General features: G+C 52.4%; 12 protein-coding genes and 1 pseudogene. 2 read left to right on the top strand and 11 right to left on the bottom strand.

All coding sequences use genetic code 11. From position 1 onward, the window contains the following. Positions 1 to 36 precede the first annotated feature (36 nt). From A4V03_RS06170 to A4V03_RS06130, 9 genes and pseudogenes are all read right to left on the bottom strand, one after another. Positions 37 to 1,086 carry a tyrosine-type recombinase/integrase gene (locus A4V03_RS06170; protein ID WP_016278435.1) on the bottom strand — a complete coding sequence of 350 codons (1,050 nt, stop codon included), beginning with the start codon at positions 1,084 to 1,086 and terminating at the stop codon, positions 37 to 39. Beyond that, positions 1,070 to 2,026, bottom strand: a complete 957-nt coding sequence (locus A4V03_RS06165) for a tyrosine-type recombinase/integrase (RefSeq protein WP_016278434.1) — start codon at positions 2,024 to 2,026, stop codon at positions 1,070 to 1,072. Before A4V03_RS06165 ends, A4V03_RS06170 begins: the two co-directional genes overlap by 17 nt. Further along, complete coding sequence (locus A4V03_RS06160) at positions 2,023 to 3,234, bottom strand: tyrosine-type recombinase/integrase (RefSeq protein WP_016278433.1); 1,212 nt, start codon at positions 3,232 to 3,234, stop codon at positions 2,023 to 2,025. Before A4V03_RS06160 ends, A4V03_RS06165 begins: the two co-directional genes overlap by 4 nt. Before the next feature lie 126 nt (positions 3,235 to 3,360). Continuing rightward, positions 3,361 to 7,047: pseudogene (locus A4V03_RS06155) on the bottom strand (N-6 DNA methylase); the annotation flags it as partial. After that, positions 7,037 to 7,624 (bottom strand): DUF1896 domain-containing protein, encoded by a 588-nt coding sequence (locus A4V03_RS06150; RefSeq protein ID WP_004291461.1) that lies wholly within the window; start codon positions 7,622 to 7,624, stop codon positions 7,037 to 7,039. The pseudogene A4V03_RS06155 and the gene A4V03_RS06150, both read right to left, overlap by 11 nt. 27 nt (positions 7,625 to 7,651) lie before the next feature. After that, on the bottom strand, positions 7,652 to 9,739 hold the full coding sequence (locus A4V03_RS06145; protein ID WP_004291456.1) for a type IA DNA topoisomerase: 2,088 nt from the start codon (positions 9,737 to 9,739) through the stop codon (positions 7,652 to 7,654). 60 nt (positions 9,740 to 9,799) lie between these two features. Beyond that, a complete protein-coding gene (locus A4V03_RS06140) occupies positions 9,800 to 11,371 on the bottom strand; it encodes a DUF3945 domain-containing protein (protein WP_004291455.1) in 1,572 nt (523 codons plus the stop codon). Positions 11,372 to 11,391: 20 nt separating this feature from the next. Beyond that, positions 11,392 to 11,742: a helix-turn-helix domain-containing protein gene (locus A4V03_RS06135; RefSeq protein ID WP_004291454.1), complete on the bottom strand. Its 351-nt coding sequence runs from the start codon at positions 11,740 to 11,742 to the stop codon at positions 11,392 to 11,394. A 3-nt stretch (positions 11,743 to 11,745) separates the two neighbouring features. Continuing rightward, a complete protein-coding gene (locus A4V03_RS06130; protein ID WP_004291432.1) occupies positions 11,746 to 12,171 on the bottom strand; it encodes a helix-turn-helix domain-containing protein in 426 nt (141 codons plus the stop codon). Positions 12,172 to 12,309: 138 nt separating this feature from the next. Here A4V03_RS06130 and A4V03_RS06120 point away from each other — a divergent pair, with 138 nt between their 5' ends. Then, on the top strand, positions 12,310 to 12,609 hold the full coding sequence (locus A4V03_RS06120) for a helix-turn-helix domain-containing protein (protein ID WP_004291426.1): 300 nt from the start codon (positions 12,310 to 12,312) through the stop codon (positions 12,607 to 12,609). Positions 12,610 to 12,640: 31 nt separating this feature from the next. Next, positions 12,641 to 12,946 (top strand): helix-turn-helix domain-containing protein, encoded by a 306-nt coding sequence (locus A4V03_RS06115; RefSeq protein WP_004291424.1) that lies wholly within the window; start codon positions 12,641 to 12,643, stop codon positions 12,944 to 12,946. 77 nt (positions 12,947 to 13,023) lie between these two features. On the opposite strand, the gene A4V03_RS06110 is transcribed toward A4V03_RS06115, so the two are convergent. Both A4V03_RS06110 and A4V03_RS06105 read right to left on the bottom strand, forming a co-directional pair. Then, complete coding sequence (locus A4V03_RS06110; RefSeq protein ID WP_004291423.1) at positions 13,024 to 13,386, bottom strand: hypothetical protein; 363 nt, start codon at positions 13,384 to 13,386, stop codon at positions 13,024 to 13,026. 11 nt (positions 13,387 to 13,397) lie between these two features. Further along, on the bottom strand, positions 13,398 to 14,633 hold the full coding sequence (locus A4V03_RS06105) for a site-specific integrase (protein WP_004291422.1): 1,236 nt from the start codon (positions 14,631 to 14,633) through the stop codon (positions 13,398 to 13,400). Positions 14,634 to 14,916 lie beyond the last annotated feature (283 nt).

Below are 14,916 nucleotides of genomic sequence, written 5' to 3'. Positions count from 1 at the left end.
CATTGTACTTATTACAAGCACAATACCCCACATTCGTCATTTATGCAAACCCAAGAAAACCTCAAGTTCCATTTTACCTTTTGCCGATTTCCATTTCTTACCAACGCACCTCTGGTTTTCATCCTCAAGCGTTTCCAATGCTTTTTCCTCTTGTTCGGTAGTTATGTCAAGATATACCATTGTCGTTTGGATATTCTCATGCCCAAGCAAATAAGAGATTTGGGCAATGTTCATGCCGTTTTCAAGCCAATGGGATGCTTTGGCGTGCCTGAACTGATGCGCATGTATGTCCAAAGGAACGTCACTGCATTTGCCATGCGCCATCTTTGCGTACCTTTTCAGCATTTTATTAACATTTTCCGCAGACATGGGTGTGTATATACCTCTGCTTTTTGAACTGAAGAGTAATGCTTCAGCATCGCCAGGATTAGGATGACACTCGGTAAGGTATTTCTTCAAATATTGAACAGGCTTTGCCAGAAGAGGTATTGGGCGTCTCTTTCGTCCTTTTCCTATGACAATTATGTGAGGTTTTGCGCAGTCCATGGTAATATTGCAAATCTTCAGCGTCAAAAGCTCATTGATGCGCACGGCAGTCGAATACAGAAGAAGCAGAAGCGTGTAATCACGAAAACCAATGGCGGTTCTTTGGTTTGGCATGGATAAAAGCGTGTCAACAGCCAACTTGCTGAGCCCGATCACTTTCCTTTTTGGAGTTTTTTCATTCGGCACATTCTCCGCCTGCAGGAACACTGAAACGAATGATATGTCATTATCTGATAGGTATTTCAGAAAAGCGCGCAAGGCGGACAATCTCACATTGCAGGTTGCCGGGCTACAGTTACGGACTTTTTTCATCCAAACAATCCACTCCTCAATGTTTTTCTTGCAAAAGCAATCAGCATTCAACGTTTCGGGCGTTATGCCTTTTACCGTTCTGAGGAACTCTGCATAAAGCGTCATGGAAACATGGTAGTTTCTTAGGGTATGTCGGCTGCACGCCTTGATGGAAGGCACATGGTGTTCAAGCCAGTCATGCAGGCACGCGGCAATCTGCATGGCCTGTGGGTTAATCTTCTTTTTCATAATCGTCTTGCGTTAATTGTTGGCTGATTTCATTGTCGGTACACGCCATTATGTCCGAAATCGCCGGAGTCAAAGAGTAGTAAGCCAATGTACTTTCTATTTGCCTGTGCCCCATACTCTTGCTTAGAGCCAGCAATTTGTCATGTACGGCAAATCCTTGGTGTGTCCAGCTGTTTATGTTCTCTATGGCGTAGTTGTGCCTTAGTTCGTATGGGATTGCGCGGGATGAATTGCAGCTTTGCCACAGCACTTTGAAGTGGTACGTTACCCATACAGGAGGGTGCGGCTTGTCATCCGGTGTCGGGAAAAACACCCTGCGGTTCGGAATCAGTCCATCTATTTTTCCGTCATAAGTACGCATCAGGGGCAACATTGTGTCATGGAGGACTACATAATGCTGGTCATACCCTTTGCCACGTTTGATGGATACCACGCCATTTTCAAGGTTTACGTCATCGCGTTCCAGCAGGATGGCTTCGGTTGTCCTTATTCCTGAACTGTACAGTAAACGGAAGAACACCGGCAGTGTCATGCGCTGGATGGCCGCGAGTCTGCCACGCCTTGGCTTTATGTTGTCGCAAGCGTCAAAGAAGCGTTTCAATTCATCGTGTGTAAAAGGATGCGGCGTATAAGTCCTCGGCACAGACCTTGGCACTTGCGGCAAGTCAATTTTCGTCATTCCACGCTTGTTCATGTACTTGATGAAGTCCAAGACAGGATAGACACGTGACACGCAGGAGTTTGTGCATTCAGTCGGACGTAGCCTGCACCATCTGTCCACGATTTCTTGGGTAAGCTCAGTTTGTCCCGGATATTCCCTTGCGCAAAAATGATCGAACAGTATTACGTTCTTGACATAGCTATGGCTGTTACGCCCGGAAGCCTTGCGGTATTTTTCATACCATTCTATAGCGTTGGATAGGAATGAAATAGTTTTCATACGTCAAACACCCCCTTTCCTACGGGAAAGTATTCTATGCTCAATGAACATTCCTTCAGCCTCTTGAATTCCGCACTAAGGTAGCGGTCGAGAGAATCCGGGGACGCATGGCCGAGGGTGGCACTTATGACAGGTTGCTGCACACCGCCCTGCAACAGGGCCGTTGCCACATTGTGGCGGAACAGATGCAGACTCTTTCTCTCATTTTCACCTTGTCTTATTCCTGCTTTGCACATGACTTTTGAGCATATAGCATCGAGATTGCTTGTATGAAGCCTTCTGTATGGCACCTGTACTGTAAGAAAAACATATGGTTCCGGGCTTCGGGGACGTTCTTTGAGCAGGTAATCAAATACAGCGTTTCCTACCACGGCACGGAGTGGCAATGTCAGGGGCTGTCCCGTCTTTGCCTGAGTGATTTTTATCAGGTCGTGTTCCCAATCGAAGCTGTCAAGCGTGAGTGCAGAGATGTCACATCCACGCAATCCCGTGTACATGGCCAAGGTTATGATGGCTTTGTCCTGTAGAGATATTGTGCTATCGTGTTCTAAAGTATGCCTGATAGCAGTCAGTTCTTGCTCCGTAAGGTATTGAATGTTTTTCCGCATATTGGGTATGGACGGCAGGTATGCGATTATACGTTCAACGGATTTGCCATAGTGAGGCAAACAGGCTTTCAGCCCATATTCCACCGAATATTTGAGCGAATGGCCCATTTTCGGTTTTCTGTCTTTGGAAAACACTTCCAATACCGCATCTTCTGTTATTGATTCGAATGAGTACACTCCCATTTCCTGTAGCCGGAAGAAGAACGAAGATAGCGCATACTTCACATTTATTGAAAATTTGCAACGTCTGTCTACCATGTTGAAAGCCATGTCCGTTACATCCTTGTATTCTGCGCCGAGCAACTCATAGTGGTGAGGCTTGCTGTAGTGTTTGCAACCATCGGGTAATAATCCATTCTCAATGTATTGGCAGATTACACGCAACAGGCGTACCTTGTTCCTGTAGGTATACTTGTTGGACCACAATTCTTTTAATGTCGGTTCAACGTCGGAGAAACTCTGCCATTTATAATGGTTAGCATTTTCCGATAGCCACTCAGCCATTTTCTTCACATAGCCTATGTACATGGCTGAATAACCGGTTTCTTGTAAATAAGAAACAAGCCCCTCGACTTTTTCATTCAGATTAAATATGTCCATAATCGCATCTTGTTTAAAAGTTATTCTACAATTATGACGGAATATAATCAGAACTGTTTACGGATCAAAACAAATGATTACTAAATAATTGAGTAATTTAATAGGAAACTCATAAAAGTTCTGATAATGGCTCTCATCTATGAAGATGTGGTCGATGCCCATCTGCTTGAAATCCACCACATCGTCCGTGCGTGACTTTATGGCGTGTTCCACCTTCTCCAGCTTCGCTTCAAGGTTGTGCTTGCGCTTCTCCAATCCTTTCAGCATCGCCCGCGACACGTTCTTTCCCTGCTGCCGTAGCACTTCGAGGTTTTCCTCCACCGTGTCAAGCTCTGCTTGCAGGATGCGCTGCTGCAATTCCGGCGACTGCGGTATCTTGCCGAACTGGTCGTGCGACATGATGACGCAATCGTAGTCGTTGTTCTTTATATTATTGAAGAAGCGCACACGGTTGGCGGTCGAAAAGTCCTTCTCCGAAGCGTACAGAATACGTGCGTTGGGATATGCCGCCTGATAGGTGGCTGCAATCTCCGCAACGTTGGCTTTCAGCCCGATAATCATCGGCTTGTGTGCCAAATTCAGACGCTTCATCTCATGCGCGGCGATGCACATTATCAGCGTCTTACCGGTTCCCACCTCGTGGTCGCAAATTCCGCCGCCGTTCTGTTTCAACATCCAGACGCAATCCATCTGTGAGGGATAGACGCTCTTGATACCCCGGCTTGCCAGCCCTTTCAGGTTGAGGTCGGGAAAGGTCTGATGGGAGCCGTCGTAGCGCGGGCGCACGAAACAGTTGAACTTGCGGTTATACATCGTCACAAGCCGCTCCTTGAACTGCGGCGACTGCTCTTCGAGCCATTCGGAGAAGCCGTTTCGTATCTCGTCAATCTTGGCGTTGGCGAGTTGTATTCCCTCGCTGTCGCGCATCTTGATGTCGTTGCCATGCTCGTCCTTGCCGATGGACTTCATCATGTCAGGGCAGGTGTTGTGCAGGGCGTGTTTTAGGAGGTGCATACCGTCATAGTTCCGGTAATACCCCTTCACCAGAAACTCGTCCGTGATTTTCATGGTGCGGTAGCCGCACACCACCGAAAACTCGTCCATGCTTGCGGAATAGGCGATTTTCACCTCCGTGTCGAACAGCCGGCTCATGTAGGCGGCATAGACACCCGTCGGAATCCAGCGTTCCCCGAAATTGAAGTCCAGATCCTCGAAGGCGATGCGCTGCGGCTCGGCATCTTTCAGAGCCTCCAACGCCTGCTTCACCTCCGGCATACGCTCATTTTCGGGATTGTCACCCATCCATGCCTCTATGCGTTCCGCTTTCTCTATGACATTTCCGGCGATGAAACGGTCTTTGATTTCGTAACCGGTCACGAGCGGATTGTAGTAGATGCGCCCTTGCAGGGCAGTGAGCAAATCCTCCGCCGTGCTGTCGGTTATCTCCCGCATATAGTCGAGATTGACCGTACCATATTTGTTGAGCGACGCAGACAGGGCTTCTTCGGGAGAGCCTACGTTGGCATGGCTCTCCACCGCGAAGGAAACAGGATGCTCGAAGATGTCCGCCTTGACGAACTTTCCGTTTTCCATCCGTTCCAGCGAAAGGATGTCGCGCCCGCCCGCATCCATCATCACTAACTTCACGTTCTGCTTGGCGTTGAGGTTGCCGTAGCGCATGACAAACTCATCGTAACAGGTATTCAGATGCTCTCGCCACGGAACATTTGCCTCGCGCCGGAGCGATTCATAACGGTACAGACGCTCGTAGGCGTCACGCAGCGACACATACAACAACGCCTTTTCCTTCTGGTATCCTTTCAGGTCGAGCGGCTGGAATGTCGCCCCGTATGGCGTGATGTCTTTCAGGTAGCCGATGTTATGACGCCCCCGGTCAGCCACCAGCGACCCTTCGCGCAGGTGCATCTCCGGCGTGCGGTGGTAGGCACGCGGAGAAAGGTCCACGACTTCCTCCTTCGGCTTTTCCGCTTCGATGTCGGGGAAAAGGAAAGTCCCCACCGCTTCCGATGGGGTATCTGTAACGGCAGGTGCGGCGACTGCCTCCGGCTGTGTTTCCTCCTGTCGTGGCTGCTCACGGGAAGTTTCCGGCACGGCTTTCACTTCCGTCTTTTCCGCCACTTGTTTCTCGTTATGCTGCCTTGCCAGTTCCCGAAGTTCTTTCCTACGCTCCGGCGTCAAACCCATCATCATTTCATAGAAACCGTTGATGGGAGGATTGGTATCCCAGTCCAGTGTGGCATAGATGTCGTCCGGGTCGGCAGGCTTGGCGGTGTTCTCCGCTTTCACCTCCTTATTCTCCATTGCGGGTTTTGCAGTTGGAGCTGTCGGTGTAACCGTGACTTTCGGTTTGGGCGGAGTGGACTTTGCCGTAACTGCCTTTTTCACCGTCTTTTTCTTTTTGGAGGTTTTCGGTTGGCTGACCTCTTCCGTCATCCCCCAGAGGTCAAGCAGGGTGAGCTGCACGCCTGCGGAATATTGCGGGCGCGGTTCTATCTCCGGCTTTTCATCTGCGGGTTGCGGCTTTTCTGTCGGAGTTTCCACCGTCTGCGCCGAGGATACTGTTTCCAATTTTATGGCAGGACGCTCTACTTTATTTTGAACGGCAACTTTTTCTTCCGTTCCTGCCTGCCGGATTGAACCCGAATACAAGCGCATGGCAAGCCTGTAATGGAAATCCTCGTCGAGCATACGGCGCAAATCCCCGGCGATGCCTGCTGCCTTGCCCTCGTGCAGATAAACCATAGCGGGCTTCCCGTAGGGGTCTGTGTCAAGTTTCGCCATCGTATGCACGATGCGTTCCGGGTGGTGGATGAAATAGGCGTTGTCGGTCAGGGCGGTTTTCGTGTCCGTCTGTATCACGGTCATCAGCCGCTCGTCCTGCGACATTTCCTTCTTGCTGAGGTTCTTTTGCAGGACAATCAGGTCACTGCCCACCTCCGTGCCCGCGTTGTCCGTGAACAGGTTGTTGGGCAGGCGTATCGCGGATACCAGATTGGCCTGACTGAACAGCTCGTTACGCACGGAGGTCTTGGTGCTATTCAATACCCCTTGCGAGGTGATGAACGCCACGATACCGCCGTCACGCACGGCATCCAGTCCTTTGAGAAAGAAATAGTTGTGGATGGTTTTCTGGGCGGAGCGTCTGCCGAAAGAGTCGCTCCGCTGAAACTCCGCGTCGAACACGGCAATGTCACCGAACGGAATGTTGGACACCGCCAAGTCGAAATAATTGTTGAACGGTCTTTCGATTTTCTCAAAACCGCAGGTGCGCATTTTCTGGTCGGGATAGAGATGCCTCAAGATTGTACCCGTGAGCAGATCCTTCTCGAAAGCCATCACATCCGCATTGGGGCTGTGCCGCAGCATGGAATCCACGAACACGCCGACACCTGCCGACGGTTCGAGCATACGGGCGGGGCGGACGCTGTAATCTGCCAGCACGTCCGCGATGGTGTCGGTTATCTCTTTGGGGGTGTAGAAAGCGGTCAGCACGGACGCTTTCAGCGAATCCACAAACCGCTTGTACTCTGTTTCGTCCTTGCTGTTCTCACGGATAAGCCTGTGCAGCTCCACCGTCGGGGCGAACAGTTCGAGGTCGGATTTCGCCCACCGGACGGCATCCGTCAGTTCCTTTGCAGGGTTGAGGATACATTTCAGACCGCCGAAACCGCAGTACCTTTGAAGTATGGCACGCTCTTCGGTTGTCGCTGTCCTATTTTCCCTGTCAAGGATGAATGCCGTCCGTATCGCCTCGATGTTGTCCCGCAGTTTCTGTTTGCGGTTAAACGCCATATTCGTCTAAGTAAAGGACGGTTGCTCCCGTCAGCTCCGTGTAGAGCAGGTCGTAATCGGAAGACAGGGCGAAATTGTCATCCGAGAGGTCATAGACGGAGAACACGTTGCCGACAAGCGGCAGCAGTTTCAGGACAAAGGCTTCACGCTTCTCTTCCGGCACTTCATCGGCAAACTCGTTTTCCACGACTTCGCGGAGGATGGCGTAACGGGAATAATGCAGCCCGCGCAGCAGCGTGTCCATCGCCAGTTCCTGCGCACCATCGGCGGGATAGCCTTCAAGCCGTGCCCTCTCATACGTTTCGGCGGCACGGTCGGCCCGTTCCCGTATGAAAGCGGTGTCGTCAGCCTGTTCAAACTTGTTCGTGCGGAGATAGTCCAGCAGGTACAGACCGTAATAGGAAAAGTCGGTCTGACCCTCGTTTTTCTTCTTGTTGTTCATTACTTTGGATTTAGCGGATTGATAATTAACGGGATAATCGGTTGGAAAAAGGAAGAAAAAGGCACTCGGTATCCCTCCGAGTGCCACCACTAAATCCAAAGTATGAGTGTAATCCGGTATCGAAGAACAATTCATTACTCTGAACAAGTGGCAAAGTTAATACTATTTCTTCCGTCCTGAAAATTTCTTGTCCTTTTTAGCCTCCGGGAACACAAAAGTCGTGTTATATTCCCCGTCAAAGGCGACAACAGCATCGAAACTCTTGCCCTGTTTGCTCTTGAACCCTTTGAGCAGCTTGGTATGCCCTTCGGTGAGCAGGTCTTTGATTTCATCGTCGGACAGGGTGCGTCCCGCTTTCAGCCGGAACACGGGCAGTCCGCACTCCGTGTTGTCGCAGCGTACCACCTTGCCGTAGAACCGCATCCTGCCCGTGCCACACTTGGGACACGCGCAGCCGGAGTCACGGCTGCCGAAGAGCTTGTCGCACGAGATCAGTTCGGAGGTTATCTCACGTGTGTACGCCTCTATCTCCTTGCGGAAGGTGTCGTCGGACAGTTCCCCGCGCTCGATACGCGCCAGCTCCTTTTCCCATTCGCCCGTCATGGCAACATCGGCGATGCGCATCGTCTTGACGACGGAATTGAGGGCAAGTCCTTTTTCGGTGGGAACAAGCGACTTCTTGCAGCGTTCCATGTAACCGCGCTTGAAAAGCGTTTCGATGATGGAGGCGCGTGTGGCGGGAGTACCGATGCCACAGTCCTTCATCGCCTGCCGCAGTGCGTCGTCCTCAATTTCCTTGCCCGCCGTTTCCATTGCCGAGAGCAGGGTGGCTTCGGTATGCAGCGGCTTGGGTTTGGTCTTTCCTTCGGTAATGGACGAGCCTTTCGGTGTCAGCGTGTCGCCTTCCTGCCAGCCGGGGATGGTAATTTCCTCTTTTTCCTCGCCATAGACGGCACGCCATCCGGTTTGCTTCACGACGCTGCCTTTTACGGTAAACTCCACTCCGGCACATTCCGCCGTGACAGTGGTCACATCCTTGACGCATTTCTCAGAGAATGCCTCGACCATGCGCCCGGCAATCATCTGATAGATGGTATTGTCCTCTTTGGAGAGGAAGAGCGGTTTCTCACCCGTGACGAGCAGGGCATGGTGGTCTGTCACCTTGCCGTCGTCCACGCTGCGGCGTGTCGGGGCGGCTTTTGCCCGCACCTTGTCTTTCCATTCGGGCTGTGTGCCGATGAAAGCGAGCAGTTTGGGAATTTCGGCAAACACGTCTTCGGGGATGTAGCGGCTTCCCGTTCTCGGATAGGTTATCAACTTCTTTTCGTAGAGTTTCTGCGCGATTTCAAGCGTCTGTTCCGCCGTGAAGCCGTGCTTGGCGTTGGCTTCTTTCTGGAGCGTGGTCAGGTCGTAGAGCAAGGGAGTTTCCTCCGTCTTCTCCTTGCGCTCGGCTTTCGTGACAGTGGCGCAACCTGCCGCCTTTACCTTATTATATAGTTCCATCGCCGGTTCTTTCTCTTTCCATTTCTCGGAGGATGAGAATTTCACGACTTCGCCGTCGCAACCGTCCGTTGCGATATGGAGCTGCCAGAATGCTTCGGACGTAAAGCGGCGGTTCTCCCAGTAGCGTTCACATACCATAGCCAACGTTGGTGTCTGCACCCGCCCCACGGAATACGTGCCGTGTCCGGCGGCGATGGATAACGCCTGTGTGCCGTTGATGCCCACGAGCCAGTCGGATTCGCTCCGCGCTTTGGCGGCGAGGTAGAGGTTGTCGTATTTGCTGCCGTCTTCGAGTTTCCGCAGTCCCTCGCGGATAGCTTTGTCGGTGAGAGAGCTGATCCACAGGCGCACGAAAGGAGTGGTGCAACCCGTATAGTGGTAGAGGTAGCGGAAGATAAGCTCTCCCTCGCGTCCGGCATCGGTCGCCACGATGATATGTTCGCTTGTGTCGAACAGTCTTTTGATGACTTTTATCTGCGACACCACGCCGCTGTCGGGCTTGTAACCTTTCTCCGTCCTGACCTGACGGGGGACGAGCGTGAATGTGTCGGGAATAATCGGGAGGTTGTCACGGACAAATCCGCGCACGCCGTAGCCGTCGGGCATGGCAAGCTGAACGAGGTGTCCGAATGCCCATGTCACGGCATAACCGCCTCCCTCGAAATATCCTTCCTCTCTCTTTGTCGCGCCCACGATGCGGGCGATTTCACGTGCCACGGAGGGCTTTTCTGCAATGATTGTCTTCATGTCTTCTTCTTTTTTGTTGATACTTTGGATTTTATTTTGGATTCAGTGGCGGACACGGGATTACATTTTCATGCCCTTGCCCGTTTTCTTCTGCGGCTTCTCCTGCTGCTGTTGCTGGCGGGCGTCCTTCGGGTTGGTCTGACCTTTCTGCAACGGCTCTCTCAGATTCTTTGTAGCCTCGTTGGTCTTGCCATCGTTGTTCACCGCCACCTGCGTGCGGCTCTCGTTGGACGGAGCAACCTGCTGTGCATTGTCAGGGTTCGTGTCGTAGCGGTACGGGCGTCCCTTCTCCGGGTTGAACTTGATATACATCGTGGCATGGAAGCCCTGCTTGTCGGTCACGTTCTCCAGCTTCACGGCTTTACCCGCCACATAGTCGGCTTTCTGCTGGTCGGTGAAGCTCACGCCGCTCCATTTGCTGATGGGGCGGATGCTGCCGTCCTCGTTCGTCCACGTGTTGCGGCGTTGCTCCTTCTTGGTCTGTGCGGCATTTTCCCCGCCCTGCGCCTGACTTTTCGATGTGTCGCCTTTGGTTTCCTGTGTCTGTGCGGTACGGGGCGACTTGCCGGTTCCCGGCACGAACTCCACGCCGCGCTGCTCCACGTTCACTTGCAGGGTGGTGACGAACTTTCTGCCGTCGTTGCGCTCGATGAGCTTGTCGCGTACGGGCAGTCCGGCGCGGAGCATGTCCCGCTCCTGCGTGGTGATTTCCGTCTTGCCGATGCGCTCCGGGATGCGCACCCTGCTTGCCGGAATGTCCGTGATTTCATTCGTCTTGCGGTCGATGCTGATGTAGGAGGGGATGATCTCGCCCGTTTCCCTGTCCACAATGTCCACGACCCTACCGAGATTGCCCGTTTCGCGGAGGTTCTTCCGGTCATTGTCGGAGAATTTGTGTTCCTTGTACTCATCCAGCTTCTGCTCCTTGCGGATGAAGTGCGGCACGAGGCTGATGTTTCCCTCACCGTCCTTCTTGAAGGAGAGGCGGGCGTCCAGCTCGAATGATTCGCCGCCGAAGGTCGGTTTGACCTTTACCAAGTCGGACTTGCCATAGTTGAGCATCTTCGTAAGGTCGCCGGACTTTTCAAGGTTGTCCCGCTTTACGCCCCATCTGTCCTCCAGCTCCTGCCAGTTGATTTTACTCTCGTCGATGGGCTGGTAGCCACGTTTGCCCTGCATCTGTTCGGATTTGTCCTGTTGCTGTTCTTTCCGTTGTTCCATGTTCTCCTGTTTTTGAGGTTCTTGTTTCTCTGTCTGTTGTGCTGCCATCTCTTCCTGCACCTTCTTCTCATAGTCGGAGGTGTCCACCTTGTGAGGGGCGAGCAGCTCCTTGTTCGCTTCGGGGTCTTTCAGCAGTTGCTTCATCACCTCTAAGAGATTTTCAGCTTGGTCTGCCGCAATGCGGTAGAAACCGAAGCGGCTGGGTTCCTTGCACTGCCGGAAGAAGTTCTTGAAGAAGTTGTCCAGCACGTCGCCATGTCGGTCGAATTGCAGGAAACTCTGCGCGTTCTCCGCTTTTGCGGGGGTGCGCTTGGGTGTGCCGTCCGCGTTCAGCCCGGCTACCACGCTGATCTCGCCTGTCTTCTCGTCACGGACTACCAGCACGTCCTTTTCGTCTTTTTTCTTTGCCATCTGAAAAATGTTTTAATGGGTTATTTATGAAAGAAATTATGGATACGAGCCTTGTAGAAGGCTATATCTTCCTTTTTGAAGTCCTTGATATGGTTGGAAAGGAATGTCAGCACGTCCTCCTCGCTGTAATAGGTCTTCTTGCCCAGCGTCTTGTAGGGCAATGCGCCTACGCTGCGGTAGCGTTGGAGGGTGCGTTTGCTTATCTGGAGCAACATGCACAAATCCTGATTGTCGAAAAGGCGGATGCTTTCCGTGATAGTGGGCTGTTTCCCCTCAGCCTTCATCGCCAGCAGCAGTTCGTCCTGACGGTCGAGCCGTTCCATCAGCTTCTGCATCCAGCCCTCGAAGTTGTTTCGTGTGAGCAGTTCCATGACCTATGTCCTCCTTCCTTTTGGTTTGCCGCCCGTGCGCAGCGTGTGGTTGTGGAACAGGGTGTCTATTGTCCCTTCCTCGTTCCTTACTGTGTTGTCCTCCAATAGCCGCAGTATCTCGGAAAGGCGGTAGCGGCAGCTTCCGCGTACCACCACATACTCGATACGGTGGTCGGTGCGCATACGCTGCATGGTGCGCTTGCTCACGTTGAGCATCTTCGCCGCCTGTGCCGTGTCAAGCAGCTTGTCTTCGGTTTCCCGCTTCCGTTTCTTCTCGTCCCTTGCCTCGCGGATGTACCCTGCGATGTTCGCAATCTGCGCCATCATCTCCTTGTAGGCGGAACTTTCCATTGTTATCACTTTCATGTTCAGTCCTTTCTTTTTGTTTCTGCGACAAAATTCGGCAATAAACAAAAGGGGCTTTAACAACTCACTACGTGACTCACGTAAGATTTTTGCGGAAGATGGCTCCGTAACCCGGTCAAACGGCGCAACAGGCAGCCTTTCAGCGGAAAACGATACGTCTTGTATGCCGTTTCGTTACCTTTGCGGCAAACTCTAAATGACATGAATATGGAAATAGTATCTATCGAGAAAAAGACTTTCGAGATGATGGTGGCGGCATTCGGCGCACTCTCGGAGAAGGTCGCCGCCCTGAGGCGCAAAAGCGACACGGGGCGCATGGAAAGATGGCTCACGGGCGAGGAGGTCTGCGGGCAGTTGAGAATAAGCCCGCGCACGTTGCAGACGCTGCGTGACAGGCGGCTTATCGGCTACTCGCAGATAAACCGCAGGTTCTATTACAAGCCAGAGGAGGTGAAGCGGCTGATACCGCTTGTCGGCACGCTCTATCCGCACGGCAGATGATTTGATTTATTCACCCACTGAATCCGAAGTTATGATGAACGAGAACAACGATGTTTTTACGATGGAAGACGAGCCGATAGCCTCTGTGGTGCAGGATATGCGCAAAGGCTCGAAATGGCTGTCCGCATTTCTGGAAAGCTACCGTCCTCCGCTGGACGGGGAACGTTACCTGACGGACGGCGAGGTGTCGGAACTGCTCCGTGTGAGCCGGCGCACCTTGCAGGAATACCGCAACAACCGCGTGTTGCCCTTCATACTTTTGGGAGGGAAGGTGCTTTACCCGGAAACGGGGCTGCGCGGGGTACTGGAAGCGAACTACCGCAAGCCGCTGGAGTGAGGCGGTTTCATGAAAAAGTAAACGGGTGACACCTTTTGTGGTGCTACCCGTTTACTTGTCTTATGGGGTATGTGCAATCAGCAATACCCGGCTTTTCCGTTCTGTATGAACATCACGTATGTCTGCCGTTTCTCTTGTGAGAGTGCCTTTCCCACCAGCCATGTGCGGAACAGGTGGGTGTTGTAGGTATTCACCCTGAAAGCGACCGGGATGATGATTTCAAGGGCGTACACGTCCGCGTGCAGCCCGTTTTCAAGCTGCATGTAGCGGCACACCTCGTAGTCGTTCAGCACGTCCGACTTGCGGACGGCTCTGATGGCGGCGTTCACTGCCGGGACGGTCGTATGGAACAATCCGGCTATTTCGGTGGCGGTCATCCACACGTCGTTACCGGTTACGCTGACTGCCTTGTCCTCGATGATGATTGTGTCACGTTTCATGGCTTTTCTTTTTAGATGGTGCAACCTGCAAATTCCTCGACGCCGTTCAATCTTGCGGCAAGGTTCTCCATGTCCTGATTGAGCTTCTCTTTGGTTATCTTTGCGTAAATCTGCGTCGTCTTTATGCTCTTGTGTCCGAGCATGGAGCTGACCGTTTCGATGGGAACACCGTTGGAGAGGAATATCGTCGTGGCTGCCGTGTGGCGGCTCTGATGCCACGTGATATGCTTGGTGATGCCGCAACGCTTGGCGACGGCACGGATACCGGCAAGGCACGTGTTATAATGCGGAACGGGAAATATCCTGCCGTCCCCGCACAGTCCCCGGTATTTGCCGATTATGCGGTTGGCGATGTCGAGCAGGCGGATGTTGGACACCACGCCCGTTTTCTGGCGGTTGATGTTTATCCACTCGTGTTCGTCGAAGTAGGTGCGGATATTCTCTTCCGTAAGGTTGCGCATATCCGCGAACGACAGCCCCGTGAAGGCGCAGAACAGGTAGAGGTCGCGGTACAATTCCTGTTTGGCGTTTTTCAGTTTCCCCTCCATCAGCAGGCGGATCTCATCTTTGGTCAGGAAACTGCGTGTTGTTTCCTCCTTCTTGATTTCATACTCGCGGAACGGGTCGCGCGTCAGCCACTCGTTGTTGATGGCGATGAATACCATCGTCCGTAACGGGCAGACGTACAGCCACACGGTATTGGTGCAGCAGTGCTTGTCCGTGCGCAGGAACATCTCGAAGTCGGAGATGAAAGCCGGGGTAAGCTCTTTTAGGGCGATGTCCTTCACATGGTAGCGGATGTCGAGGAACTCTTGCATGTGCTTGTAAACGGTGCGGTACTTCAGCAGCGTGCCTTTGGCTTTCATGCCTGCCTCCACCTGCTTCTCGTAGTCCTCGTTGTGCTGGCGGAACACCTGCATCAGCGTGTGGTAGCGGTGTTCCAGTCCGAGAAAGGCGTTCTTCACCTTCTCCGCCGTGACGAAGTTGTCACGCTCCATGATTTCCTGATAATGCCTGTTGATGCGTACCCGCATCTTGTCAAGCATACGGTTCGTTTCGAGTGCCGCCGTGCTTCTGCCCGTGACACGTCCACCTTTGGTGTCCCACAGTTTCGGATCGACAGTCAGTTTGCAGCTGAACTGTGTCTGGCTGCCGTCCACCGTGATGCGTCCCATGACGGGAACTGTCCCGTCCTTTTTCACTACCTGACGCTTGAGGTAGTAGATTACTGAAAATGTACTCTTCATTGTCCTTAATTTTTGGGTTTCAAAATTAGTTGGTGAAGAGTCCGGTGTTGGTACGCAAAACGGGGAGGAACGGCGCAATCTTTTTCCGTAACCTGATTTTTCGCATGAGTTATGGATAACTCACTATTCCTTAGAGCCTTGTTTCGCTATTCGTACCCGTTTGTCGCATTTTCGGGCATGGTTACGAACAAGTAACGTAGCGGCGTCAGGATTTGGCTTCGGCAGGGATTGTAATGGCTTCACGGATTATCGCCACTTCAACCAAAACCCTTGTAACTCAATT

The sequence above is a fragment of the Bacteroides caecimuris genome, from assembly GCF_001688725.2.
In the GTDB taxonomy this organism is placed as follows: domain Bacteria; phylum Bacteroidota; class Bacteroidia; order Bacteroidales; family Bacteroidaceae; genus Bacteroides; species Bacteroides caecimuris.
This window is presented reverse-complemented; position numbering and strand designations above follow the sequence as displayed.

Bases quoted from the DNA above. Each gene is read 5' to 3' on its own strand.
- A4V03_RS06115 (WP_004291424.1), top strand. From the start codon at position 12,641: ATGATGAACGAGAACAACGATGTTTTTACGATGGAAGACGAGCCGATA.
- A4V03_RS06165 (WP_016278434.1), bottom strand. From the start codon at position 2,026: ATGAAAACTATTTCATTCCTATCCAACGCTATAGAATGGTATGAAAAA.
- A4V03_RS06140 (WP_004291455.1), bottom strand. From the start codon at position 11,371: ATGGCAAAGAAAAAAGACGAAAAGGACGTGCTGGTAGTCCGTGACGAG.
- A4V03_RS06120 (WP_004291426.1), top strand. From the start codon at position 12,310: ATGAATATGGAAATAGTATCTATCGAGAAAAAGACTTTCGAGATGATG.
- A4V03_RS06105 (WP_004291422.1), bottom strand. From the start codon at position 14,633: ATGAAGAGTACATTTTCAGTAATCTACTACCTCAAGCGTCAGGTAGTG.
- A4V03_RS06110 (WP_004291423.1), bottom strand. From the start codon at position 13,386: ATGAAACGTGACACAATCATCATCGAGGACAAGGCAGTCAGCGTAACC.
- A4V03_RS06170 (WP_016278435.1), bottom strand. From the start codon at position 1,086: ATGAAAAAGAAGATTAACCCACAGGCCATGCAGATTGCCGCGTGCCTG.
- A4V03_RS06135 (WP_004291454.1), bottom strand. From the start codon at position 11,742: ATGGAACTGCTCACACGAAACAACTTCGAGGGCTGGATGCAGAAGCTG.
- A4V03_RS06145 (WP_004291456.1), bottom strand. From the start codon at position 9,739: ATGAAGACAATCATTGCAGAAAAGCCCTCCGTGGCACGTGAAATCGCC.
- A4V03_RS06150 (WP_004291461.1), bottom strand. From the start codon at position 7,624: ATGAATTGTTCTTCGATACCGGATTACACTCATACTTTGGATTTAGTG.
- A4V03_RS06160 (WP_016278433.1), bottom strand. From the start codon at position 3,234: ATGGACATATTTAATCTGAATGAAAAAGTCGAGGGGCTTGTTTCTTAT.